Source organism: Paenibacillus sp. sg306046 (genome assembly GCF_059821225.1).
Genome location: NZ_JCAMRT010000004.1, coordinates 233186 through 258057, shown reverse-complemented (window position 1 = coordinate 258057; position 24872 = coordinate 233186). Strand labels below are relative to the sequence as shown.

Annotated in this window: 20 protein-coding genes; 4 read left to right on the top strand and 16 right to left on the bottom strand. The window is 59.9% G+C overall.

Annotated features, from left to right (window positions below; all coding sequences use genetic code 11):
* Window positions 1–5 precede the first annotated feature (5 nt).
* The 4 genes from AC6ROY_RS06075 to AC6ROY_RS06060 all read right to left on the bottom strand — a co-directional run bounded on the left by AC6ROY_RS06075 (window position 6) and on the right by AC6ROY_RS06060 (window position 4185).
* Window positions 6–1028: a phosphotransferase enzyme family protein gene (locus tag AC6ROY_RS06075; RefSeq protein ID WP_500099207.1), complete on the bottom strand. Its 1023-nt coding sequence runs from the start codon at window positions 1026–1028 to the stop codon at window positions 6–8.
* Window positions 1029–1242: 214 nt separating this feature from the next.
* Window positions 1243–2412 carry a HEAT repeat domain-containing protein gene (locus tag AC6ROY_RS06070; RefSeq protein WP_500099206.1) on the bottom strand — a complete coding sequence of 390 codons (1170 nt, stop codon included), beginning with the start codon at window positions 2410–2412 and terminating at the stop codon, window positions 1243–1245.
* A 99-nt stretch (window positions 2413–2511) separates the two neighbouring features.
* The gene (locus AC6ROY_RS06065) at window positions 2512–3306 is read right to left on the bottom strand and encodes a lipid II flippase Amj family protein (RefSeq protein WP_500099205.1); all 795 of its coding nucleotides are present in this window, start codon (window positions 3304–3306) and stop codon (window positions 2512–2514) included.
* 63 nt (window positions 3307–3369) lie between these two features.
* Window positions 3370–4185 (bottom strand): inositol monophosphatase family protein, encoded by an 816-nt coding sequence (locus AC6ROY_RS06060; RefSeq protein WP_500099204.1) that lies wholly within the window; start codon window positions 4183–4185, stop codon window positions 3370–3372.
* A 317-nt stretch (window positions 4186–4502) separates the two neighbouring features.
* Between AC6ROY_RS06060 and AC6ROY_RS06055 the strand changes: the two genes are divergently transcribed.
* From AC6ROY_RS06055 to AC6ROY_RS06045, 3 genes are all read left to right on the top strand, one after another.
* Window positions 4503–5603, top strand: a complete 1101-nt coding sequence (locus tag AC6ROY_RS06055) for a sugar ABC transporter substrate-binding protein (protein ID WP_500099203.1) — start codon at window positions 4503–4505, stop codon at window positions 5601–5603.
* 82 nt (window positions 5604–5685) lie between these two features.
* Entirely contained in the window at window positions 5686–7191 is a 1506-nt protein-coding gene (locus tag AC6ROY_RS06050; protein WP_500099202.1) for a sugar ABC transporter ATP-binding protein, read from the top strand.
* Window positions 7192–7197: 6 nt separating this feature from the next.
* Window positions 7198–8184, top strand: coding sequence for an ABC transporter permease (locus AC6ROY_RS06045; protein ID WP_500099201.1), 987 nt, complete (start codon window positions 7198–7200; stop codon window positions 8182–8184).
* 211 nt (window positions 8185–8395) lie between these two features.
* On the opposite strand, the gene AC6ROY_RS06040 is transcribed toward AC6ROY_RS06045, so the two are convergent.
* From AC6ROY_RS06040 to AC6ROY_RS05990, 11 genes are all read right to left on the bottom strand, one after another.
* Complete coding sequence (locus AC6ROY_RS06040; protein ID WP_500099200.1) at window positions 8396–9853, bottom strand: phosphodiester glycosidase family protein; 1458 nt, start codon at window positions 9851–9853, stop codon at window positions 8396–8398.
* 24 nt (window positions 9854–9877) lie between these two features.
* On the bottom strand, window positions 9878–10534 hold the full coding sequence (locus tag AC6ROY_RS06035) for a deoxynucleoside kinase (RefSeq protein ID WP_500099199.1): 657 nt from the start codon (window positions 10532–10534) through the stop codon (window positions 9878–9880).
* 157 nt (window positions 10535–10691) lie between these two features.
* On the bottom strand, window positions 10692–12281 hold the full coding sequence (locus AC6ROY_RS06030) for a helix-turn-helix domain-containing protein (RefSeq protein ID WP_500099198.1): 1590 nt from the start codon (window positions 12279–12281) through the stop codon (window positions 10692–10694).
* A gap of 31 nt (window positions 12282–12312) precedes the next feature.
* Window positions 12313–13314: a FecCD family ABC transporter permease gene (locus AC6ROY_RS06025; protein ID WP_500099197.1), complete on the bottom strand. Its 1002-nt coding sequence runs from the start codon at window positions 13312–13314 to the stop codon at window positions 12313–12315.
* Window positions 13311–14309, bottom strand: coding sequence for a FecCD family ABC transporter permease (locus AC6ROY_RS06020; protein WP_500099196.1), 999 nt, complete (start codon window positions 14307–14309; stop codon window positions 13311–13313). Before AC6ROY_RS06020 ends, AC6ROY_RS06025 begins: the two co-directional genes overlap by 4 nt.
* Window positions 14310–14433: 124 nt before the next feature.
* Window positions 14434–15414 carry an ABC transporter substrate-binding protein gene (locus AC6ROY_RS06015; protein WP_500099195.1) on the bottom strand — a complete coding sequence of 327 codons (981 nt, stop codon included), beginning with the start codon at window positions 15412–15414 and terminating at the stop codon, window positions 14434–14436.
* Window positions 15415–15540: 126 nt separating this feature from the next.
* On the bottom strand, window positions 15541–16503 hold the full coding sequence (locus AC6ROY_RS06010) for a YihY/virulence factor BrkB family protein (RefSeq protein WP_500099194.1): 963 nt from the start codon (window positions 16501–16503) through the stop codon (window positions 15541–15543).
* Window positions 16504–16587: 84 nt separating this feature from the next.
* The gene (gene helD / locus AC6ROY_RS06005; protein WP_500099193.1) at window positions 16588–18954 is read right to left on the bottom strand and encodes an RNA polymerase recycling motor HelD; all 2367 of its coding nucleotides are present in this window, start codon (window positions 18952–18954) and stop codon (window positions 16588–16590) included.
* Window positions 18955–19274: 320 nt separating this feature from the next.
* A complete protein-coding gene (locus tag AC6ROY_RS06000; RefSeq protein WP_500099191.1) occupies window positions 19275–20153 on the bottom strand; it encodes a sugar phosphate isomerase/epimerase family protein in 879 nt (292 codons plus the stop codon).
* A gap of 237 nt (window positions 20154–20390) precedes the next feature.
* Entirely contained in the window at window positions 20391–20639 is a 249-nt protein-coding gene (locus tag AC6ROY_RS05995; RefSeq protein WP_500099189.1) for an HPr family phosphocarrier protein, read from the bottom strand.
* A gap of 300 nt (window positions 20640–20939) precedes the next feature.
* Window positions 20940–21668, bottom strand: a complete 729-nt coding sequence (locus AC6ROY_RS05990) for a hypothetical protein (RefSeq protein WP_500099188.1) — start codon at window positions 21666–21668, stop codon at window positions 20940–20942.
* A 167-nt stretch (window positions 21669–21835) separates the two neighbouring features.
* On the opposite strand from AC6ROY_RS05990, the gene AC6ROY_RS05985 reads away from it, so the two are divergent.
* Complete coding sequence (locus AC6ROY_RS05985) at window positions 21836–22159, top strand: hypothetical protein (protein ID WP_500099187.1); 324 nt, start codon at window positions 21836–21838, stop codon at window positions 22157–22159.
* A gap of 93 nt (window positions 22160–22252) precedes the next feature.
* Here AC6ROY_RS05985 and hrpB read toward each other — a convergent pair whose 3' ends face one another.
* On the bottom strand, window positions 22253–24781 hold the full coding sequence (gene hrpB, locus AC6ROY_RS05980; protein ID WP_500099186.1) for an ATP-dependent helicase HrpB: 2529 nt from the start codon (window positions 24779–24781) through the stop codon (window positions 22253–22255).
* Between the last annotated feature and the right edge of the window lie 91 nt (window positions 24782–24872).

The following is a 24872-nucleotide window of genomic DNA, read 5'->3' as shown; positions in this document are numbered from 1 at the left end:
ATTGTTTACGTCGAACCGGCCGGAAAATCCGCCAATGAACTGGCATCGAATAAAAAGGGGGCGTTCTCCACATAACGCCGCAGCATCGCTTGCGCATCATGCTGCTCCTGCTTCAGCCCCTCGGTTTCCCTCGGGTCCGGCGCGTGGTGGCTGTAGGTTTCGATCAGAACCATGACGACAAAGCCTTCCAAGCGGAGCAGCCAGTCCCCTTCAAGCGGCCTGCGGCTCTTGTAGCCCTCCAGCACCTTGCCCCGCCGCCGCGGATGGACGCCCAGCAAAGTGTGGGCCACGTCATACAAAAAATACCCGAACCCGCAGCGCCCAAAATCAATGGGCCGGGGCTCGCCGTGCTCAAAGATCAGGTTGCCCTGATGCAGGTCACCGTGGATGATGCCGAAGCTGCCGCTGTCTTTGGGCAAGCTGGCCAGCAACAAGCTGACCTTGGCCGCCGCCGCTTGGTACAATTGCAGCTCCGAAGCCGTCAGAAAATGATCCGCATATTGGACCAAGCGGTCCATCGCCCGCTGGAAGCTCGCCCCATCCCAGACCGGTCGGACAAAACCCGTAGGCTGTGCAGCCGCTGCGGCTTGATGCAGCTTCGCCAGCAGCACGCCTTCCCTATACAGCTCCTCATCCGTAGGAGATCGCTCCAGCAGCTCTCCTTTGACCCAACGCATCAGGGATGCCGCATACTGCCGACCATTGTCCAACCGGAGTTTAGCTACCCGGGAGCCATCCCGGCAAGTCACCCCGGTCGGCACCGGCACATCGAGCTGACGGCTTAACCATTCCAGCCAATCCAGCTCGGAGGCCAGCTCTTCAGGATTCGCCTCCGCATGAATTCGCAACAGGAAAACGTCCCCGGCGCTGGTGTCGATCCTGAAGGTACAGGTTTCGGACAGCTGTTGAAAGCATACAGCGGTCCATTCCAGCTCATACCGCTGCAGCGCCTGCAGCGCGGCCTGCCTGGCGTCAGCCAGCGCTTGCGCCAATGCCGCCTCTGATCCATCGTGATGCCAACCGCTCATTTCGTTTTCCTCCCTGCTTAAAGTCAGATCCAGTAACCTGCCTGACGCCGTCAACCGACTTTGATCAACCGCTTCGGAGACACCGTGTATCCGGAGCCGGGCTCACCGGCTCAAGTCCACAGACGCCAGCCATCGCCTGACGGCACAAAAAAGCGGCTGGCCTCGCCCGCATCCGGGGCGACAAAATGACCATCCGCTTTTCCTATCTACCGTGCTACGATTGCTGCTCCGCAGGCTGCAGCACCTCATAAAAATCCGGGGACCCGCTTAGCAGCCAGTTCCGGTGCAGCACCGCCTGCTCATGCTGCTCAGGCTCGCCCAGCGGCCAACCCATGCCTACACCAATCGCATAATCCTTGCTCAGCATCAGAAATCCGGCCGCCCATTCCCGCGTCCCCTTAACTGTCGGTACCAGCGGGTAATATTTATCGTAGGCGGCGCGAATCAGGGTGTGAACAACCTCCTGCAGCAGCGAAGGCATCTCCGCTTGCTTCACCTTGGCTGCGATATCCTCCGGAAATTCCGGGTCGTCGTTAGACGCCCATGCTTCGTATTCCTCGGCAGTCACATGGTTTTGCTCCTTGGCGACCCAGAGCAGCATCCGGTTCAGCGCAGGCTTAAACGCCACAGGCACAGATACGGTAAGCTCCGGCTGCGGGTTGTCCAGGTCAATGACAAACGACTCGCCAAAGTTGTTAAACTTCGCATTGCCGCGCACACCAAGCCAGCGCAGCGCCAGCAGCGCATGCGTCCTCACCTTGCTGTCCAGCTCCTCATTGCGGCATACGCGACGGAGCAGCTTCTCGCTGCGCTGATCAGGCAGCATGCAAAGCAGACGAACGCAGGACAACGCATGCTCCGGGTCCGTGATCCATTCCTGGGCATTTTCATAGATCGTATCAACCGCGCCGCTCTCATGAATCCAGTCCAGCTCGATGCGGCGTCCGGCATATTGCTCCAGCGGAAGCATACCCTGCTCCGTCAGCTTTTCTTCCCCATGCTCCGCAACCAGCGCCTCGTAGCCCTTCGTCAGGTCGATATGCAGCTCTCTGAGCATTTCTTCATGGTTGCCGACATTTTGCATCTGCGACACGCCGTGTACCCACTGGCTGAGCGCGCGCGGGTTTTGCTGCCACATCATCATCGCAAAAGTAATCATATCCGGGTCATACGGCAGCTCCGGCTGCAGCGCGAAGCGGGCCAGCACGGTTTGCACGTCGTATTCCTTGCGCATAAACGTCAAGGCCAAAATCAGGCCGTTCCATGCGCCCGCATTATGCTTATTTTCCACGAGCGCGCGATACAGGCAAAATGCCGCGACGCCGTAAGAGTCCGTTTGCAGGTAATGGCGTCCCATTGCGCCGTAATCCGCTGTTTGATTCATAAATGGCTCAACCCCCAAGGTGGAAAAAATAGATGTGATGCAGACAAGACATACCTCAGTATACCTTATTCGCCTGCACTTGAAAAATATAGTTTTCCATTACAGCCATTGCGCCACCAGACTGACCCAGTAGGCCGCCGGAAGAAAGATCGCTTGAGCAAGCAGCGTGCCGGCAAATCTGGAGATCATCAGCAGGCCGAATATGCGACCCAGCTTGCTCCGCTCCTCCTGCCGGGCAATGGCGCTGTCCGTAATCAGCGCAAGCCGGGGATCGACGAAGATCGTCAGTAAAATCGTCGCGACGCCGTTAATCAAACCTGAGGACTGGGAAGCCGTCAGACTGACGGCCGGAACGAGGTAGGCGGCGTACAGCGCTGCCAGCACGCCTACCGTATAGACGGCGGTCACGACGGCATTCAGCAGCAGCAGCCGTTTCGGGATGCCGTAATAACGCAAGCTCCAGAGCATCGCCAGCCTGGGCTTGCGCACATGGTAAGCGGCATGCTTCAGCTTGTCCACCGTCACGCTGGTCAGCAGCCGGGGGATGGAGCCTTCGATTTCCAGATGGACGATCACCCGTGCGAACAAAAAAACAAATGTCGGAAACAGCAGCAAGGCGAGCAGCGTCCCGACCGAGGAAGCGCCGAGAATGTAACGAAAATACGTGGCCAGCGGAAATGCAGCATCCTGTCTGGCCTGGTCGATCAGATTAGCAGTCAGCGGCGCCTGAACCATATTGGCCGTCCGCGAGACCAGGACGACGATGCCGGTGAGCGACAGCGCTACCGCCAGCTTGCCTGCCCGTACGCCCGCCAGACGAATCGCATAAGACAACGTCTCCGCCGTATGGATCGCCAAAGTCAGCAAACAAACCATCAACAGCGTATCCAGCAAGCTTCTTCCCTCCCCTGCTCGCACTTGGAGCGTCAAGGAACACATAGGTTCTCAAACAGGTCCTCAGGAGGGAGGAACGTCCAGCCCCTCGCGGACAACAGCCAGCAGCTCCTCCCGGTGATCGGGATGACAAGCGACCAGATACGGCTGCGGAGACATCCCCTCGAACGGTCGTCCGGCATAATCAAGCACCAGTCCTCCCGCCTCCTGCACCATCAGCACGCCTGCGTACAAATCATTGCCCTCCGAATTGTACAGCACAATGCCTTCAATATCGCCCTTGGCCAGCATACACCATTGAATGGTCGGCGCCCACAAACGCATCATCCGCTTGAAGGACACATCCAGATGATGCCGCAGCTTCACGGCCGCTGCCTCGCGCCGCACCTGATGCCCCTGAATCCAGCCGACCGTTCCTTTAGCCAGCTCCCGGCGGTTACAAATCGCCAGTCTGACGCCGTTGCAGGTGGCACCCTCGCCCTTGACAGCTACAAACATGCGATCCGTCATCGCTTCATAAATGACACCCAGCAGCGGCTCGCGTTTGTACACCAGCGTAATGGAGGCGGCAAACACAGACAGGCCGATCGCATAATTGTTCGTTCCGTCCAGCGGATCGACCAGCCACAGCCAATCGCTGTCCGCTCCGTTATCGCCGGATTCCTCACTGTCGATGCGATGATCGGGAAATTGCTTGCGGATCGCTTCCAAAATTACCGCTTCCGCCGCCCGGTCGACTTCGGTTACCAGGTCGCCGTGTCCATCCTTATCCTCGATCTGGTCAAGCCGGTCAAAGCGCTCCTTGGCCAATCGGCCTGCCTCGCGCAGTGCCTGGACCGACAATTGCTTCGCCCTGCTGACGATTTCTTGACGCAGCATGCAATCACTCCTTCAAAATGAACTCCTTACTATGAGACGCAGCTTCCAAGCGAAGGTTGCTCGCCGGCTCCGCTTTCTATATAAAAGGCTATGTCGCTGGCGGCAGCTCCTCCTGGCAGCAGGCGCGAGCTGCCGCCAGCGTCCTGCCTTCCCATTCATCCTTCGAGATTTTGTCGATTTATGTAAGATGATGACGACATTCAACGTAAAATTAACAGTTGCATATTGACCTCATGCATTTTATCATGGTACAGTGTTATCACCTAGTAATTCAGTTGGGATTAAATCATAGAGGAAGATAGGGGAGAAACAAATCAATGGCTAGTTGGAAAAGAAGCGCTTTGTTCGTATTGGTGTTCGTGTTGTCGATCGCCCTGGTCGCCTGCGGAACGAAGCCTCAGGCACAAACAGCGAGCACAGGCACGGCAAGCGGAACGACAAGCGGCAGCGGAGCGGCGGCGGACAACCCGCTCGCAGGCAAGAAGCTTGCACTTATTATGCAAATTAATCTGGGAACCTTCTCTGCCCAATATATTGAAGGCGTGAAGGAGCAGGTGCAGAAGCTGGGTGGTACGGTAACTGTAAGCCCGGCTGACGGCGACCTCGCGAAGATGGCCTCCAACCTGGACGCCGCGATCAACCAGAAGGTGGATGGCATCCTGATCGACCATGGTACAGCCGAAGCGCTCCAGGCAGGCGTGCAAAGAGCGCTGGAGAAAAAAATTCCGGTCGTCGCGTTTGACGCGGACCTGAACCTTCCTGGCGTTACCGTGCTGGAGCAAGGCGACCAGAAAATGGCCGAGCAAACGCTTGAGCAGCTTGCCAAGGACATCGGCGGCAAAGGTAATATCGTTAAAATCTGGGTAGCCGGCTTTGCTCCGATGGAGCGCCGTCAAATTGCTTACAAAGCGTTCCAGGCGAAATATCCGGACATTAAAGAAGTGGCTGCTTTCGGCGCAGCGACGCAGAACACGGCGCTTGATACGCAAGCGCAAATGGAAGCCATCCTGAAGAAATATCCGAACAAAGGCGATATCGCCGCGGTTTGGGCTTCCTGGGACGAGTTCGCCAAGGGCGCAGCACGCGCCATTCAGCAGGCTGGACGTACGGAGATCAAAATCTACGGCATCGACATGAGCGATGAGGATTTGCAGCTGATTCAAGATCCGAAAACGTCCTGGGTCGCTTCCGCTGCGGTTGATCCGAAGGATATCGGACGCATTCAGGTCCGCTACCTGTATCAGAAGCTGCACGGCGATCAGACGCCGGAGAAGGTCGTATTGGAGCCGGTGTTCGTCTCCCGCGATCAGCTGCCGAAGGAGCAAATCTCTACGGCTGAGCTGAGCAAGCATGTCAAAGGCTGGGGCGGCAGCGAGCAAGGCTACACGGATTGGATGAAAAAAGCCGAAGCCAAGTAAGGCCAGGCACTGAATAACGACAATCCCATCGCCCGTGCAGGTGCGATGGGATTTTCCATTGAAGGAGCGTGAGAACCGTCTTATGTCCAGTCCTGCCAGCCTGTTGCAAATGAAAGGCATCGTCAAGTCATTTCCTGGCGTGAAGGCGCTCCAGCAGGTCAACTTTGACGTGCGCGGAGGCGAAATCCATGCGCTGCTTGGAGCCAACGGCGCGGGCAAAAGCACGCTGATGAAGGTGCTGTCCGGCGCCTACACCGCCGATGAAGGAGCCCTCGTCATCAACGGCGCTCCCCATACGTTTACAAGGCCGCTCGATGCCATTCGCAGCGGCATCCAATGCGTTTATCAGGAAGTGGATACCGCCCTCGTTCCCTCCCTGACCGTAGGAGAAAACATCATGCTGGACCGGCTGACCGCCGGCAAGCGCTGGATCAATTGGAGCGGGCTGCTGAAGGAAGCGGCTCAGGTGCTGGCCGAGCTTGGCCTGACCGGCATCGACGTACGACGGCAGGCGGCGGAGCTGTCCATCGCCCAGAAGCAGCTCGTGCTGATCGGACGCGCGCTGGCCCAGAAGGCGAAGTTCATCATTTTTGACGAACCGACCGCCCCGCTCAGCAATGAGGAAGCCGACCAGCTCTTCCGCATTATGAATCGACTGAAGGCCGACGGCGTCGGCTGCATCTTCATCTCACACCGTCTGGCGGAAGTATTTCGAATCAGCGACCGTGTGACGGTTATGCGCGATGGGCAGCACATCTCGACCAGGCAGGCGGCGGAGACGTCAGCCCAGGTCGTGGTGGAGGAAATGCTCGGCAAGAAGTTCGAGGAGGAATTCCCGAAGGCGGCGGCGACGATTGGCGACACGCTGCTGGAGGCTCGTTCACTGACATCGGGCACCAAGGTTCGCGACGTATCGCTTAGCGTGCGGCGCGGTGAGATCGTCGGGATCGTCGGCCTCGTCGGCGCAGGAAAAACGGAGCTGTCGCGCGTGCTGTTCGGCGCCGACCCGCTCGACGCCGGCGAGCTGCGGCTGCTCGGTAAAAAGCTGAAGCTGACCGCTCCGTCCGATGCGGTGAAGGCAGGCCTGGCGCTCGTGCCGGAAGAGCGGCGCAAGCAGGGCGTGCTTGTCGAGCTGCCGATTCTCGCCAATCTGGCGCTTCCGATTCTGAAGCCGCTCAGCCGCCTCGGCTTCGTCAGCCGCCGTCAGGAAGCCGCCAACGCGGATGCACGCATCGCCGAGCTCGGCATTCAACCGCCGAACAAACACCAGCTGGTCAAATATTTAAGCGGCGGCAATCAGCAAAAGGTTGCCGTCGGCAAATGGCTGCCTACCAGCGCCGACGTCTATTTGTTTGACGAGCCGACCAAGGGCGTCGATGTCGGAGCGAAAAGCGATATTTTCCGGCTGATCGGAAAGCTAGCTCAGGAGGGCAAAGGAATCGTGTACTTTTCCTGCGAAATTGCCGAAATTCTCGGCATCGCCGATCGGATTCTCGTGATGAGCTACGGCCGCATCGTGAAGGAGCTGTCGCGCGAGGAAGCAACGCAGGAACTGATCTTGTACTACGCAAGTAGCGGGGAGGCCTAATCTACGGTGAAAGATAAATTGCTGGACTATTCTTATAAATACGGGGCGCTTGCGGTGATTGCCATCGTGATCACCGCCTTTTCCTTTGTCAACGAAAACTTCTTGTCCTATGACAATATGACGGATATTCTTCGCTCGATTTCCATTGTCACCTTCGTCGCGATCGGCGTTACGTTATCGCAAATCGTCGATGGCTTCGACCTGTCGGTCGGCTCGACCGTCTCGCTGACCACCGTTGTCGTCGCAACGATGATGGTCTGGTACGAGCTGCCCCTCATCGTCGTGCTGACCGTGCCGCTGCTCATCGGGATCGGGATCGGCCTGCTGAACGCCCTCCTGATCGTGAAGGTACGTATACCCGACCTGCTGGCCACGCTGGCTGTCATGTATATCATCAATGGTGTCCACAAAACGTACACCAAAGGCTTCTCCATCTACAACAACATGCAGATGACCGACGGCAGCAAAGCTCCGGGCAAGTTTGACCCGTCCTACCTGTGGATCGGACAAGGCAAGCTGCTGGGCGTGCCCGTCCCCGTCCTCCTTATGATCGTTGCTGTCATTCTTGTGCATATATTTCTCACGTACACCCGCTGGGGGCGGCAAATGTACGTAACCGGCGGCAACCGGGAGGCTGCCCGATTGTCGGGTATTTCCGTTAACCGGGTGCGCACCGCCGCTTACATGCTGTCGGGCCTGTTCGCCGCCTTGGGAGGCATCCTGTTTGCCGCCCGCGTCGGCTCCGGCCAGATTGACGCCGGCGCTCCGCTGCTGATGGAAGCGGTGGCCGCCGTCTTCGTCGGCTACTCCGTGCTCGGAGCCGGCAAGCCGAACGTTATCGGCACCTTCTTCGGAGCCGTGCTGATCGGCGTGCTGCTCAACGGGCTTACGATGCTCAATCTGCCTTATTATGCCTTCGACATCATCAAAGGAACGGTGCTGGTGCTTGCGCTCGCCATTACCTTCATTCACTTGAACCGCCGCCGCACCTAGCCCTGCAAACGTTTCTTATGTTCCTGCATGTATGCGCTCCACCACGCGACAACGAGCCGCCTTCTTCTGCGAAGGCGGCTCGTTGTCGCGCATGGACTTGTCAGCCAGGGATACCAGTGATGACACGTATGACCGCATGCCCGCGATTCAGATTGCGGACCACTCGTCCAGCTTGGGCAGACACTTGTCGAAAAGGCACCAGCCCTCGCTTCTAGCGGGGCAGCTGAATGAGCGCCCGGTACAGCTCTCCGTCCCACTCCACTTGCCCGTGCAGCGCTTCCGAGACAAACCGCAGCGGCACGTACATTCGGCTGTCCTCGAAAATCGACAGCGGCGCAGGCAACGCGAACGGCTTGCCGTTAACCAGCGCCTCCGTTTGCCCGTCGGGCAGCTTCAGCGTCGTGCTTCCGTACGTGATCGAAGCCTCGCGAGCTTGCGTATCCCACTGGAACTCTGCTTGCAGCGCCGAAATCAGCGGCCGAACCGGGACCATCGTCGTTTCACCGACGAGCCGGCCCTTGAAATCAGGCAGCAGCTTGCCGTCCAGCTCAATCTGCACCTTCGGCGATGCCGTGCGGCGCACGATCAGCGCGTTGCTCAGACTGCGGCCCGGCTTCGTCAGCATCGTGCCGTTCGCATACAGCCCGGAGCTGGCTCCCCCGTCCAGATTCATCGCTTCCCGCAGGCCAAGCTGGACCGCGACCTCGGCCAGCTCGCGGATCGTCGCCGCCGAAACGGTGCCGAATACAAGGCGCGACTGCCCGTCCACGCCGACAAAGCTGCGAACGGCTGCATTTTGCGTAATACGCGGATCATCGAAGCCGTCGCGGGCGAAGTCAACATCCGCCGTACCCGCTGTGACCAGCCTGGGACCCGCTCCAAGCGCAGCCAGCCAAGTCGCAGGCGAACCGGCCGCCGTCTCTCCGGATACTTGCTGCTGCACAACGACAGCGTCCCCGACATGAAGATGCGGCAGCACATGCGTCCGATTGTTCGCGCTATCGCCAAGAAACAACACATAGCCGCCAGCCGGAACCGCAACCGCATCCGGGGTGATACGCGTAATGCGGCCTTCCTCCACCACGATTTTCATCCCGCGCTCAAAGCCAATCCAGCCGCCGAACGCATCAGTGAACCAGATTGTCTGATCGTCGTTATCCGGGCCGTAATATTTATTTACCCCCCACGGACGTACCGTGTACGTGTTCTTATCGTGGGTCACCTCTACGGTGACGCCGATACTTAGCTGCCTGATCGCAGGAACCTTGTCCGGTCCGATCACCAGCATCTGGTTGTCGCCGGAATGCAGCAACTCGCCGTCAGCCAGCAGTGCGCCATTCGGGTAACGGATATACGCATTTTTTTCGTAAGCGTTGAAAAATGTACCGTTCACCGCCGCAACAGCCTGCTCCCTCTCCACCATCGCAGCAAGCGGCTCGTCATGGCCCACTCCCCCCGCCGCCAGCACCGGCACCACCTCCAGCGACGGATCGGCCACGTCCACGGTCACGGTATTGACGGTAAACGTCTTGCCTGCTGCCGCAACTTTGGCCGCCGAACTGACAGTCGGAGCTGCCGCAGCGGTGTCAGGTACGGCTATAGCCGAGGCCAGTAGCGCGCCGACCAGGGCCGCCGTCCATGCAGTCCGATGTTTTAAAAGGTTGATCATGATGAGTCCTCCTCGGTTGGATGCTTACACCTGTTGAACCTGCATGCTGTGCAGCTTGCTCCGGATGTCGTTCACCAGTCTGCGTGCATCGTCCGGCCGGTTGACTACATCCGTCTTGTCCATATCGACAACCAGCATGTCGGCAGACGTGTAATGCTTGCTGACCCAAGCGTCATAACCGGACCACAGCAGCCGGTAGTAGTCGACCAGCGACTGGTCCTGCTCGAAGCTGCGACCCCGCAAGCCGATCCGGTGCAGCACCGTCTCAAATGACGCCTTTAAATAAACCATCAGATCGGGAGCAGTCCGGGGCAGCAGCGCCAGCTCGGCCATCATCCGGTCGGCAAGCGCCTCATATTCGGCGAACTCCTGCTCGTTAATGCGTCCAAGCTCCACATTCACTTTGGCAAAATACCAGTCCTCGTAAATACTGCGGTCGAGCACATGCAGCGGATGCGCCATCGCTTGCCGGATCGCAGCAAACCGTGTTTTCAGAAAATGCATTTGCAGCAGAAACGGGTACCGGTTTCGTTCAATTTCTTCCGGCGTAGCCGTATAAAATAAGGGCAATATCGGATTGTCCTCCACACTTTCCAAAAAAACTTGCGAGCTCAATGCATCGCCCAGCAGCGTCGCTACCGAGGTTTTGCCAAGCCCGATCATACCGCCAACTACAATCACAATCCAGGTCCCCTTTCCTCTTCCAGCCTGAGCCGCTCATCTCCAATGCGCAATCGTCCGGACAACATTCGCCCAAATTGGCGAACGAATTTTCGGATTTCGGCGCTGGCCCTGCCGCTTTCCCAGTATAGCAGGGATTGGCCGCCGATGGGAATGCTCATCGTTTCCCGGTCAGGAAATCCATAATCCGGTGACGGCCGGCAGGCGTCCAGCTCATGACAAACCAATTGGGAATCATGCTTACCTGATTGAGACGCACCGCGGGACTATCGAGCCAAGCCGCCGTTTGCCGCAGCCGTTCGAACGTCGCTTCACTGCCTGCGCGAACGTGGTGCTTCTGAACAAACAAATGCTCCGTTTCCAGCAGCGGCAGCGATTCCGGCGGAAGCTCCAGCCGCCATGCGTCCTCCGGCACCTGCGCGCCAGGAGGAAGCTCCAGTTCTCCGTACAGCAGCTCGTTTAGAGGATGATGCACCCTGCCCTGGATGCCTACGACCGACTGCCGCACCTGCATCACCGTCACGCGTGCGTCGCCGAGAGAAGCCTTCAATCGGCTCCGCACATCAGCTGCCCGCAGCTCCAGCCGCGCCAGCGCCTGCTCCGCTTCGCGCCGCCGGTCCACCAGCTCGGCGATTTTTCTAAAGTTGGTTCGCCAATCCCACACCTGGAAGTCCACAATGACATTCGGAGCGACCGCTTTCAGCTGCTCCTGAAAATCGGTATGGTAATGATCGCCCATAATCAGATCAGGGCTGCTCGCCGCAAGCGCCTCCAGCTGCTGCTGCTGCAGCGACTCATATTCCTGCGTGTTCATTCCCGGGTACCTGAACAGATCAGCAACGCACACCGGCTCGATGCCGACCGACAGCAAATAATCCCCAAAGCCAAGCGAGGAGACAACCGCGACCCGGAGCTTGTCCCGTTTCATGTAAAGCGTCGGCGCAATGCCGATCTTCCGCTGGAACAGACGGCTGAAGTAAAATTCGCTCTGAAACCCGACGGCGGCCGAAACCTCCTTCACCCGGCTGTCCTCCTGGCGGAGCAGCTGCTTGGCCTTGTCCAGCCGCAGCTGATTCACGTAATCAAGCGGCAGCAGGCCAGTCGCCTTGCGGAACAGCCGGGAGTAAGCAGCCGACGTCATGTCCGCGCAATGAGCGAGCATTTCTACACTGAGCTTGCTCGTATAGTGCTCCTTCATAAAAGCAATGCTGCGGTCGATTCGCGGATCGCCGCGCGTCGTGTCCGTGTCCTGACCTTCCGTCAGCTCACTCATCAGCCGCTCCAGCTGCTGCCGCAGCGACAGCGCGTCGGCCTGCCCCGGCGGCCGCCTGCTGTCCAGCTCCAGCCGGTTGATCCGGCTGAGCGCCAGCTGCGGCCGGTGAAGCGGCACAGGTCCGGGCTTCAACGGCCCGATCAGCCCGCCGGCCTCACGCACGACAAGACGGCCTCGCTGCCGAACGAGCGTCACCGGTTTAAATAACACGGCTGTATACTGAATCGGACCGCAGTCGGGGGCTGTTTCGATCGTCATGCCGGGCGCGAGCAGATACAGCTCCAGCGGCCGAATACGGCGCACCTCGCCGTCCAGCAGCAGCACCGCCTCGCCTTTTGTCACCAAACAAAGCATATACACCGGAACGCGGTAAGCCCGCGCCGCCGGTGTATGTGGAAATGTGCGCTTGCGCACCGATGAAAATACATAGAGGGTATCGACTTCCCTGCGATGCGAAGACATAGCTGCCGGCACCTACCTTCCTCTTGCCTGAACCTATTGTTCATTATATAGGTTTACGGCGAAGCAGCAAGTAGATCATAAACGGCGCTCCGATCATGGCAGTCACTAGGCCGACCGGAATTTCATAAGGGGGGAAAGCATTGCGGCCGATCAGATCAGACAGCAGGACAAGCATTCCGCCCATCAAGGCGGCCGTCGGAAGCAGTCTCGCGCTTCGATTGCCGACTAGGCTGCGAGCCAGATGCGGAGCCATCAGGCCAACAAAGGACACGGTCCCGGCCACCGACACCGCCGCGCCGGCCAAGCCGACGCTGATCACGATCAGCCAGCCGCGAGTCCGCTCCACCGGTACCCCAAGCCCGGCTGCCGCCGCGTCGCCGAGCTGGAGCGCGTCCAGGGAGAAGGCGCCGAGCCGGGCAAGCGGATACAACACGGCCAGCCAGGGCAGCAGCGGCCACACCTGCTCCCAGGAGCTGCCGTACAGGCTGCCCGCCATCCACGTGGACGCCTGGGATACGCGAAAAATACCGCCGACGGTCATCAGATACGTAATGAGCGCGCCGGCCATCGCCGAGATACCGATGCCGACCAGCAGCATGCGCACCGGTGAGCTGCCCTTGCGCCAGGACAGCCAATAAATCAGGCCCGCCGCCGTTAACGCGCCGCCGAAGGCAACAAACGGCAAGCCTGCGGCCGGAAATGACGGCGCCAGCACGATGACCGCCACGGCCGCAGCGGCCGCTCCGGCATTCAGGCCGATCACGCCAGGCGAAGCGAGCGGGTTGCCGGTCACCGCCTGCAGGATCACACCTGCCAGCGCCAGTCCGCCGCCGACCAGAAATGCGGCCGCGATACGCGGCAGCCGCAGGCTCATCACCGTAAAGCGGTATTCGCCGCTGCCCAGGCCGAAGACCGTCGCCACCGCCTCATCGACCGGAATTTGCCGATCGCCCGTCGTCAGGTTTACGAGCATCAGCAGCGCATTGGCCGCTCCAAGCAGAACGAGCCAGAGCAGCCAGCGTCTGCGTGTCAGGTTAGATATCATAACGAGGTGCCCCTCCTCTGCGCCAAATAAATCAGAAACGGAGCGCCCAGAAAGGCAGTCACAACGCCGACGGGAAGCTCTTGCTCCGGCAGCACGAAGCGTGCGCCAATGTCGGCGGCAATGAGCAAAAGCGCCCCTAGCAGCGCCGAATACGGCACAATCCAACGGTAGTCGACGCCGACCAGCAGCCGCGCCAGATGCGGCACCGCCAGGCCGACGAACCCGATCGGGCCTGCCAGGGCGACAGCGCTGCCGGCCAGCAGCAAAATCAGTCCGATCAGCGCTGCCTTCGTCACGAGCAGACGCTGACCCAGCCCTTGGGCGATTTCATCGCCCAAACTGATCAGGCTGAGCTGCTTCCCCATCAGCAGCGCTCCCGCCAGTCCTGCAGCCATATAGGGCAGCACGATGGCGAGCAGCTTCAGATCACGTCCGGTCAGCGAGCCCGCCAGCCAGAAGCGCATCGTATCCAGCGACTGCTGATTCAAGATCAGCATCCCCTGCGTGACGGACGCCAGCAGCAGATTCATCGTCGCTCCGACGAGCACAAGCTTCAGCGGCGTCAGCTTTTCCCGCCCCCAGGAGCCGAGCAGAAACACGATGGCTCCGACGAAGCCAGCCCCGACAAAGGCGTACCAGACCTGGCTGTGCAGCGACGAGCCGGAGCCCGTCAGCCAAAACAAGCCAAGCACCGTCGCCAGCGCCGCTCCATAATTAACGCCGAACAGCTCCGGTCCGGCCAGCGCATTGCGGCTCAGCGCCTGCATGATCGCGCCTGCCACCGCCAGCGAGCTGCCGACGAGCCCGGCGATCAACGCCCGCGGCAGCCGGACCGAGCGGATGACCAGGTGCTCTGTCGAGCCGTTAAAGGCAAACAAGGCTTCCGTAACGGCCTGCGGCCGCACGCCTACGATGCCGAAGGCCAGGCTAGCCCAGCATGCGGCGATAACAAGCAGGAGCAGTACACCCGCTCCCGCCAGCTTTAACTTGAACATATGCGCCTCCCCGGATGGTCTTTGACTTTCAACTCAGATGTCGATTTACGCACAAAGGGAGGGCTGTCCCGATCTCTCGCAGACACCCCACCCCGATTAAGCTTGCTATCCGCACCCGGTTCGGCTATTTGGCCAAATACTGGTTCAGGTCATCGACAACCTGATGCACCGCCTGGATGCCAAGACCGCTCATCCACGTTTCCCAGTTCACTTCCTGCACCTTGTTTTGCTGGACAGCCTTCAAAGGCTTCCACAGCGGCAGCGCCTGCAGCCGTTCGAAGCTGCCTTTGTCCCGGGTGAACCAGAAGATGAAATCACCGTCCGCATCGGCGAGCTGCTCGTCCGTCAAGTCCTTGGAGAAGCCTTTGCCGCTTTGCGCGCCAGGCCGCTTGATCCCGGCATCGGCAAGAATGACGCCGCTGAACGTTTCTGGCAAGTAAGCCTGCACCTTGTCCTTGCGGGTCCGGAGAACCGATACCTCAGGACTCTTAGGCTGGCTGGCCAGCTTCGCTTTCAGCTCGCCGATCCGCTTGTTATAATCGTCCAGCAGCTTCTGGCCTTCAGCCGTCTTGCCGACAGCTTCCGCATGCACGTTCAGGTTGGATTTCCACGTAACGCCCAGCGTCTCGACGAATACCGTAGGCGCGATTTGGCCGAGCTGCTTGTAAATTTTATCGTGCGTATCCTTATTTCCAATGATGAGATCAGGCTTCAGACGGTCGATCGTCTCCATATTCGGCTCGTTGACCGTACCGACGTTGTCAATTCCGTCCGTGCCCATCAAATAAGCGGGGTAAGGGTCGCCCGGCGCTACAATCGACGGCGCGCCGACCGGCTTGACGCCCAGCTTCAGCAGGTTATCCAGCGCCCCGATATCCAGCACGACGACGCGGGACGGATTGGCCGGCACCTTGACTTCGCCGTAAGCATCCTTGACGGTGCGGGTTGTTTCCTTCGCCGCTGAGCCGGCCGGCTCCTTCGCTGCCGTAGTTGCCGTTTCTTTCGGAGCAGCCGCTCCGCAGCCGGAGATCAACCCGACGACGAGCAGCGCAGCCGCGAGCTTGCCCCAGCTTTTCCGATAGTTGCCAAATCCTGTTGCGAACATAAAATAAAGCCTCCCGTATCAGTGATAATGATTATTATTCTTATAAAAGAATACGGGAGAGCGGTCGGATTGTCCATGCACAAACTCGGCAATCTCATGCCCGGATTCACAACAGCCGGCTCAGCGTCAGGAACGGGCGTCCTTCTTTTTTTTGCCCAGAAAGGGCAGCGATAGCGCGAATGACTTGCAGGGCGGCTTCGTCTGGCCTGTCCGGATAAAATGCAGCGTCGCGTTGATTTCCCCGCCCAATAAAATGATCATGCTCGACAAGTACAGCCAAACCAGCAGCACCATGATTCCGCCCAGGCTGCCGTAGGTTTTCGTATAGCTGTCAAATTGATTGACATAAAACGAAAACAGCAGCGAGGCTGTAATCCACGCCAGCGTAGCAAACAGAGCGCCAGGTATGACGGCCCGGAACGTCAGGCGGAGATTCGGCAAATACGCGTAGACGAGCACAAACAGCACCCACAGCACAATAAGCGGCACAACGAATTGCAGCAGCGCTCCTAGCCGTGAAAGCTCGACACCGCCCGGCACGGCTGCAGACAGCCAATCCAGCAGCAGGCGGCCGAATACAAGCGTAATAAAGCTGAGCACAATAACCGCCACCAGCCCGACCGTCGCCAGCACGGAGAGCAGTCTGACGAGCCAAAACGGCCGGTTCTCCTCCTGGTTGTACGCTTTGTTGATGCCCTTGATAATCGCATTAACGCCATTCGAGGCCGACCACAACGCGGCAATCAGGCCAAAAGACAACAAGGAGCCGCTGCGCGCGCCTTCAATTTCATCCAGCACCCCGGCAATGGTCCGGTTGGACAAATCCGGCAGCAGGACAGCCAGCCGATGAATCGCATCCGCTGCGCTGAAATCCGTAAAGCTGAGCACGGCCCCGGCAAAAATCAGAAACGGAAAAAACGATAAGATCAAATAATACGTCAGTTGGGCCGATAGCGCCGGGAGGTCGTCATCTTCAAATCGGCACAAGAGCGTTTGTACAAATTGGATCGCTTTCAACGGCGCACTTCCCTTCTCCGCCAGCACAGCACGTTTTCTACCAGCATCGTCGTTATCGTTGATTTTATTCAAAACTAACCGATTTCATCCTCGCTGACGCAAAGAAAGCCGGTTCTGCGAGGAACCGGCTCTGCAGCCGCCTGGCTGTCATGTCAGTCAGCGCACCGCACGGGACAGCTCATACGTATCGTCGCCCGTGTCTGTAATGAACGGACTCAGCTCGCCTGCGGCAAACAGGTGCAGCTCATGCATCGCCCTCGTGCAGGCGGTGTAAAACAGCCGGCGCTCCGACTCGCGTCCGTAGCTGTCGCGTGAAGCGTTGTACAGCAACACGGCGTCAAACTCCACTCCTTTGGCCAAATACGCCGGAATAACGACCAGTCCCTGCTCAAAGGTGACCGTTTCCAGCCCGATCAGCCGAACAAGCACTTGATGCCGCCGCAGCAAGTCATAGACGGCCTTGCTTTCTGCGACGGACTTGCAGATCACAGCCAGCGTCTGATGTCCCTCCGCCCGCAGCTCCTCCAGCTTGCGCGCAAGCAGCTCCAGCATATGTCCGTGATCCGCAGCGAGCGTGACCGTCGGCTTCGCGCCATGCCGGTTGAACGGCATGATATCAGCCCCGTTAGCCATCATCCCGCGTGTAAAATCGACAATTTGCCGCGTCGAGCGGTAGCTTTTGGAAAATTGCACCGTTTGCGCCTGCGGGTCCCCGAACAGCTTCAGCAAGTCGTGGAAGCCTTCGCTTTCGGCGGCCTGCACGTGAATGGCCTGATTCCAGTCGCCCAGCACCGTCCATTTGGCCAGCGGAAACATGCGCTGCAAGTAGGCAAGCTGCACCGGCGAGTAGTCCTGTGCCTCATCCATAAATACGTGCCGCACCTTCAAATTGCGGTGACTGCCCTCCAGCCGGTCCTTCAGCAGCACGTATGAGGTCGCATCCTCGTTCGGCAGCTCGCCCGCAGCCAGCCGCTCGGCCGTATCGGCGCAAATCGCCGGCCACAGCTCCGGCAGCGAAGCGCCGGGCATACGAGCCGCCGCCAGCCCCGGATCGGCGAACAGTCCGGCGTATGTCGCCGGGATATGGATGAAGGACAGCTGCTTGACAGCCCGCCGCAGCGGTTTAAAATGCTCATTGACGACCATCCCGGAGAGCGCCGCCTTCTCCTGCTCGAAATCATCAAAGGTTTGCTCCGTAAACTGCTTGCGGCGGCGCAGCTGGTTGTAAGCTTCCATGTACGCGTCTCTGTCCAGCAGCTCGATTTCATCTTCCACCCAGGGCGCCCGCCGTTCAGCCTTGGCAAGCTGGCGCAGCCGCTGCTGCAGCCATTCGCCCAGATCAAGCAGCCGGTTAGCCATCGTCCATGTCGGCTCGTAGGCATAAAACCGGTCGCTCAGCTCCGCAGCGCCCACCAGTTCCCTCCCGCGGAACAGGATCGGCCGAAAAACTAGCCCTGCTTGTTGCAAGCCTTCGACGAAAGCTTCAATTAGCTCAAGAAACAGCGGGTTCGCCTTGAAGCTGATTCCCGCCCGGCGCGCGGCATAGGCCGGATCATCCGTCGCCGTCAGCGCGTATTCGAGCTGCTCGAACGGACTTTCGACCCGCAGCGCTCCGCCGACCCGATGCTCCACGTAATCCTGGTACGTCGTCTGCTGCATATTTTCTTCCCCAAGCTCAGGAAGCACTGTCGAAATGTAGCTGTTAAACATCGGGTTCGGTGAAAACAGCACAATTTGCTCGGCGCTCAGCGTCTCCCGGTACCGGTACAATAAATAAGCGACCCGCTGCAGAGCGGCTGACGTTTTCCCGCTGCCCGCCGCCCCCTGCACGACAAGCAGGCGATGAGCCGTATCGCGAATCACCTGGTTTTGCTCCCGCTGGATCGTCGCTACAATGCTTTTCATCTGGGCGTCCGACTGCTTGCCCAGCACCTGCTGCAGCAGCTCGTCGCCGATCGTCAGGCCGGTGTCAAACAGGCTGCGGATTGAACCGTCACGGATGATATATTGCCGCTTGAGCTCCATCTCTCCTTCAATGCGGCCCATCGGCGTCTCATACGAGGCAGAGCCAGGCGCAAAGTCATAATACATGCCGGAGACGGGCGCCCGCCAGTCGTAGATCAGAAACGTCTCCCCGGTGTCGTCAAGCAGCGAGCCGACTCCGATGTAGATACGCTCTGCCAGCCGCTCTCCATCCTCATGAAAGTCGATCCGGCCAAAGTAAGGCGAATCCTTCAGACGCTCCAGCATCTTCAGCTGTGCAAAGGCGTGACGGTGGCTGCGCTCCCGCTCGGACAGCACCTCGGCCTGCTGCTTCATGCTGGCGAACGTCTCGGCCGCTTCGGCCGCATCCTCGAAGTTGACGGTTACATCATCCCAAAATTCCTTGCGGATGGCGACAATGTCCGATCGGACCGTCCCGACCTGCTCCTGCAGCTCAGCAATCCGGCGGCGAATCAATGCGCCCGATTCGCTTACGCGCTGCTGCTCCTCCTGCCATTCCGGATGTACGTTCACACTCATGCTTTGTTCTCCTTTTCCTGAATCGACTTGATCATGCTTGACTTGACTTTGCTTGACTTAACCTCCCACTTGACAGGCAGAGCATCATTATGGTATATTATTATTTGTAAAAATCTGACCAAACACCTAATTTGGCGCGATTTTTTTATTTTATCATGACTTGGCTGCCAATGCAATTGGTTGGTCGATTTCTTTGTACAGCGCACGAAAGCGAAGCCGATGGCTTCGCTTTTTTCAGTAAACAGGCGTGTACAAACGATCAGCGGAGCTATATCGGTCGCTTTGACATCCGATTCGAATCGCCAGCGTTGCCGCTAACCCTACTCCGATCGGCTCGGAGCTCCCTCCCATAATCGGCGGGCATTGTCCAATCCGATTCGCACCCCGGTCCGCGGGTCCTCCACCCCTTCGAACTCCAGCGAGAAATAGCCGTCATACCCGGAGCTTTTCAACACGGCTATCAGCTCAGGCACGGGGATGTCCCCTTGCCCGAAAATCGCGCCGCGCAAATAAGCGCCATGGCTTGAGCGGAACCAGCCTTCGCCCGGATTACGCGCAGCAGGTCGGCGGTAAAAATCCTTCAGATGCACCATGGATGCATAAGAAATATTATTCATCACGGCGCTGAGCGGGTCCTCGTCCACGCACAGGAAGTTGCCGACATCAACGGTCGTGCGAAAATTGGGACGATTGACTTCAATAACGAGACGACGGACACGCTCGCTGTTCTGCACATAAAAGCCGTGATTTTCCAGGCTGGTCGTTATGCCCAGCGGTGCTGCATAATCCGCGATCCGGCGGCAGGCGCTGACGAGCCGCGGCAAGTCGGCCTCGAAATGTTCGAGCGTCGTATCCGCAATCGGACGGGTCGCGACATCATGACGCAGCCTGCTCGCGCCAAGCTGATGAGCCACCTCGACATGTCTGGTCACGGCCGCGATTTCCTGCTCGCAGTCAGCCTCCGTTGCCTGGATAAAGTTGGCCCCGACACAGTAGCCCGAAACTTCCAGACCGACCTCCTCGGCAGTGCGGCGAATTTCCTCAATCAATGGCGGATTGTCCAGCAGGCTGAAGCTGAGCGGCACGATTTCGATATGCTGTCCTCCCTGCTCAGCTGTCCACCGAATCACATCGGACAGCGACCATTCCTCGGACGCCAGCAAGCGGTGCATGCTGTAAGTGCTCAGACCTAATTTCATTGTCCGTCCCCTCTCTGTCCCTTCGTCCTTGTCAGCTTGTTCGCCTTTTTCGTCTCATTCGTCTTGAGCAGCTTTTTCCAGCATTCTCCCGGGCGCCGACCCGGCGAAAAACGAAACGGAACCGGCACAGCAGGCCAGCAGACCCGGAAAGCAGCTTGCCGCCGTCCCGACCGACTCCACTGACAAAAAAAGCGCCGCCCGTACATGACTGTACAAGCTGACGCTTCCACCGACTGCTTACTCCAGCAGCTCACACATCGCATTTAGCGCTTCTTCCTCATCGCCGCCGCGGGTTTGAATCCGCAGCCGGATGCCCTCGCGCAGCGGCATGCTCATCATCCCCAGCATGCTCTTGGCATCCAGCTTGACCTCCGGGTCCTCGGAGAGCAGCAAAATATCGGATTTAAAATCGTTCGCCTTGCGAGATAACATCTGCCAGTCCTGAAACTCGAATGAACGCTTGACGGTAATCTCATGGACTCTCATCTGAAATCGAACCTCCACTTGCTTGAACATGATAGTTATCGGTATTGCGTTTGCTCCAAATTATGCAGCTCCGACAGGACGAGCAACGGCAGTTGTCTGCTGAAGCTTCCTATTTCCGCGACCTGTCGCTCACTTCCTCAACCTACTTATTCGCGGTAAGTCTGCCTTTTCCTGCCGCCGCCCGCAGCCGATGATCCGGAACAAAGGGATTCCGGTCAGGCCTTGCTCGAACCCCGCCTGTACAAGCTGTTCCAGACTCAGCTGTTTTTCTGCGCCTCAGTAGCCTCTCAGACAATAACGCTACTCCGCCGCCGCCCAGCGCTGCTGCAGCCACTGCTCAATCCAGCCGGCCGTCTGCTGCAAATTGGTCACGCCCGCTGAATTGAAATAAGGAGCATATCCGCGAAAATAGTCGGGGTGGCCGCCCGCAATCGGCAGCCTGATCTGCACGGCCGGCGCATGCTTCGTCCGGTTCCAGCGTATGTGCAGCGCAGACGGACGCTCCCAGCCGCCCCAGCCGCCGAATAAGGCGACCGGATCACCGGGCTTCAGACTGCGGCTGCTGCGAGCCGCCGTCATGACAAGCACGTCCAGCCGCTCCTCCGGCGTTACCCGGCACTTGGGCGAGCCGACAAGCACGCAGCGGACCCGCAGCGCCTGCTCCCGCTCCATCAGCCAGCGTGCCGCATGCAGACCTGCTGCGCCGCCTCCGCTGTGGCACAGCAGCAGCACCTCCAGCGGCTCGCGTTCTCCGCGCAGCAGCTCCTGCGCCCGCTTCAGCAGCACGGCCCGCACGTTTGCCGCACCGAGGCTGCGGCTGTAGCGTGCCGGAGACAGCGCCAGATCATAGGCGATTTCCGCCAGCTGCGGAACGACGGACCGGCTCCAGTCGCCATAAGGAAAGACGGCCTCCACCGCGGCCCGGAAGCCGTGTCTGTCCAGCCGCGCCGCCAGTTCCGCACCGATGGCATCCATAAACCCCGGAGCCGTCGCCAGCCCCGGCAGCAGTCCAATAAGCGCGTTGCGCATCGCCGTATCCCCCCAGTCTCCTTGACTCACCGGCCTCGCGCTGGCGGGCCAGGCATCCTCGACCAAGGTCCAGCACGCCGTCAGCCTTGAGACGGTTTTCGAAAACGGAAATTTCGTTTACAATAAGGTCATATCTCATGGTCGAATAAAGGACAGGTGAACAGCACATGAAATGGAACGGAAGAACGATCGGCGGCATCGCGCTGGCTCTGCTAGGCGTCTGCACCGTATTTCTGTGGGGAGCGCTGTGGGCGCTCATCTCCTACGCGCTGGCGTTTGTACTGCTTTTCTTCGGACTTCGCTTCTGGCGCGAAGCGGACAGTACGTTCAAGCAAATTTGCAGCGGCCTCGGCATGCTGGCAGGCGTACTGCTGCTGATTTACTGGCTGCCGAAATTTATCGCGCTGCTCATCTCGGCCGCCATGATTCTCGGCGGCTGGTGGCTGTACCGGACCGGACAAGGCGCAAGCTACACGTTCCGGTTCAAATAACCTGCTTGAACCGATCAGAGACAGCCCCGCCGCCAATGGCCGGGGCTGTCTTTTTATCAGTCGTGCTCCGCCCTGTCAGCCGGCACAAGGCGGTCAGACACGCGGCTTGGCCCGGTGCGTCGGCGCTGCCGTTAACGGATCATCCGGCCACACATGCTTCGGATAACGCCCCTTCAAGTCTTTCTTGACCTCGAAATACGCTTCGCGCCAGAAGCTCGCCAAGTCGCGAGTTACCTGCACCGGGCGCTGCGCCGGGGACAGCAGGTGCAGTACCAGCGGCACCCGTCCTTCCGCCAGCAGCGGCGTCTGCTGCAGCCCGAACATTTCCTGCAGCCGCACGGCCAACAGCGGAGCGTCCGGATCACTGTAATTGATCGGAATCCGCGAGCCGCTCGGCACCGTCCAATGCGTAGGCGCCTGCGTCTCCAGCGCTTGCCGCTGCGTCCAGGACAGCATCCCTTCGAGCAGCGCGGCCGGCTGCAGCTTTTGCAGCTCCTCACGCTGCTTCATGCCGTACGCATGCGGACCGAGCCAATCCTCCAGCGTCGCGAGCAGTGCGGTGTCGGATACATCCGGCCATCCGCTGTCCGCCCCCTTCGTATGGCGATGCATAAACGACAGCCGTTCCCGCAGCTGCTGGGCGGATTTGGACCAGCTCAGCAGACCAAGCCCTTCCGAGCGGACACCCTCCAGCAGCGCAGCTAACAGCGCCTCCGGGTCCGGATTCGCCCACACCGATGCCTTCAGCACCAGCGCGCCCAGTTTGAGCCGTTGCCTGGCCCGCACATTGCGCGCCTGCTTGTCCCAATAAACAGCGGTTTCGCGGGTCATCGTCTCCTCCAGATGCAGGTACAGCTCCTCTTCGGTCAGCGGCGCCGCCAGCTGGATGCGGCTGTCCGTTCCCTGATCGTCCAGCTCGGCAGCAGCCAGAAACGGCACAAATGACAATGGCTGCGTCTTCGCAAACACCGCTCCGCGTCCTCCGCTCAGCAGAAATCGTCCGTCTCCGCGGCTCTGCGCGATCCGGTCCGGATACGCTAAGGCAAGCAGCAGCCCGCAGCGCTGCTCCGCATCCGGCCCGGCGTCGCCCCGCAAGCCAAGCTTGCGCTTCCACTGCGCGGCCTCGTCAACAACCCGGCGCTTGGCCGCTTCGTCCGGATCATGCCCGCGCCCGCTGCGCACGTCCTGCATAAACGCCCGCAGCGCGGCATAACGCGGCCGTATGTCGCCGTCCGCGCCGCCGTCGGCCGTGCGGCTGCGGAACAAGTCCCGCTCCTGCAGCAGCGCCGCCAGCTCGCAGGCGGCTTCGCCGCAGCCAAGCGGGATGGCCCGCAGCGCCATATGCGCCAGGCGCGGCTCCATGCCAAGCTCAGCCATCGCGCGGCCGTGCGCGGTCAGGCCGCCCTGCGCGTCCAGCGCGCCGAGCTGGCGCAGCAGCTCGCGGGCCTGCTCATACGCGTGCGCAGGCGGCGGGGTCAGCCAGCGAAGGCTGGCCGGATCAGCGACGCCCCACATCGCAAGCTCCAGCGCAAGCGGCGCAAGGTCGGCTTCCGCCAGCTCCGGCGTGCGATGCTCGCGCAGCAGCCGGTCCTCGGCTTCGGACCAAAGCCGATAGCAGCGGCCGGGCGCCTGCCGGCCGGCGCGGCCGCGCCGCTGGTCCGCCGAAGCGCGGGAGACGCGCTGTGTCTCCAGCCGAGTCATCCCGGTGCGCGACGAGAAGCGAGGCGTACGCATCAGCCCGCTGTCAATCACAACGCGCACGCCGTCCACAGTGAGGCTGGACTCGGCGATCGGCGTGGACAGCACAATTTTGCGCTCGCCCACAGCTGGCGGCCGCAAGGCGGCTTCCTGCGCCTGCGGCGAAAGCATGCCGTACAAAGGCGTAATTCGAAATCCGGCCGCCTGCAGCCGGTCGCCAAGCAGCGCTTCCACCCGGCGAATTTCGGGAGCGCCCGGCAAAAAAACGAGCATATCTCCTTCCGTCTCCCGGCTCGCCAGCTCAATGACCCGCACGGCTGCCTGCTCGATCCGCTCGTCCGGCCGAGCCTTCGGCACATAGCAGGTTTCGACCGGATAGCTGCGGCCTTCGCTGACCAGCACGGGCGCCTGCTCCAGCAGTGCGGCCACCGCGTCCGCGTCCAGTGTCGCCGACATCACCAGCAGGCGCAGATCGTCGCGCAGCGCCTCCTGCGCCTCCAGACAAAGCGCCAGCCCCAAATCAGCCTGCAGGCTGCGCTCATGAAATTCGTCAAACAGCACGATCCCCACGCCTTCCAGCGCAGGATCATGCTGCAGCATCCGGGTCAGCACCCCTTCGGTGATCACCTCAATGCGGGTGTTCGCGCTCACCTTCGTTTCCAGCCTGACCCGGTAGCCGACGGTCTCGCCAACTTGCTCGCCCAGTTCCTGCGCCATATGGCGGGCTGCCGCCTTCGCGGCCAGCCGCCGTGGCTCCAGCACCAGCACCTTCCGGCCCTGCAGCCAAAGCTCATGCAGCAAAGCAAGCGGCACTCTTGTCGTTTTGCCTGCGCCAGGCTCCGCTACCAGCACCGCCCGCGTATGCTGTTCCAGCGTCAGGCGCAGGTCCGGGAGCAAGCGGTCAATCGGCAGTTCCTTTCCCATTGTTTCCCTCCGTCTGCTGCCTTCTATACCGCTTTTTATCCAGCAGGCCTCGGCGCCGTCTGCGTCTGCGGGGTCTGCTGCTTGCTGTCCG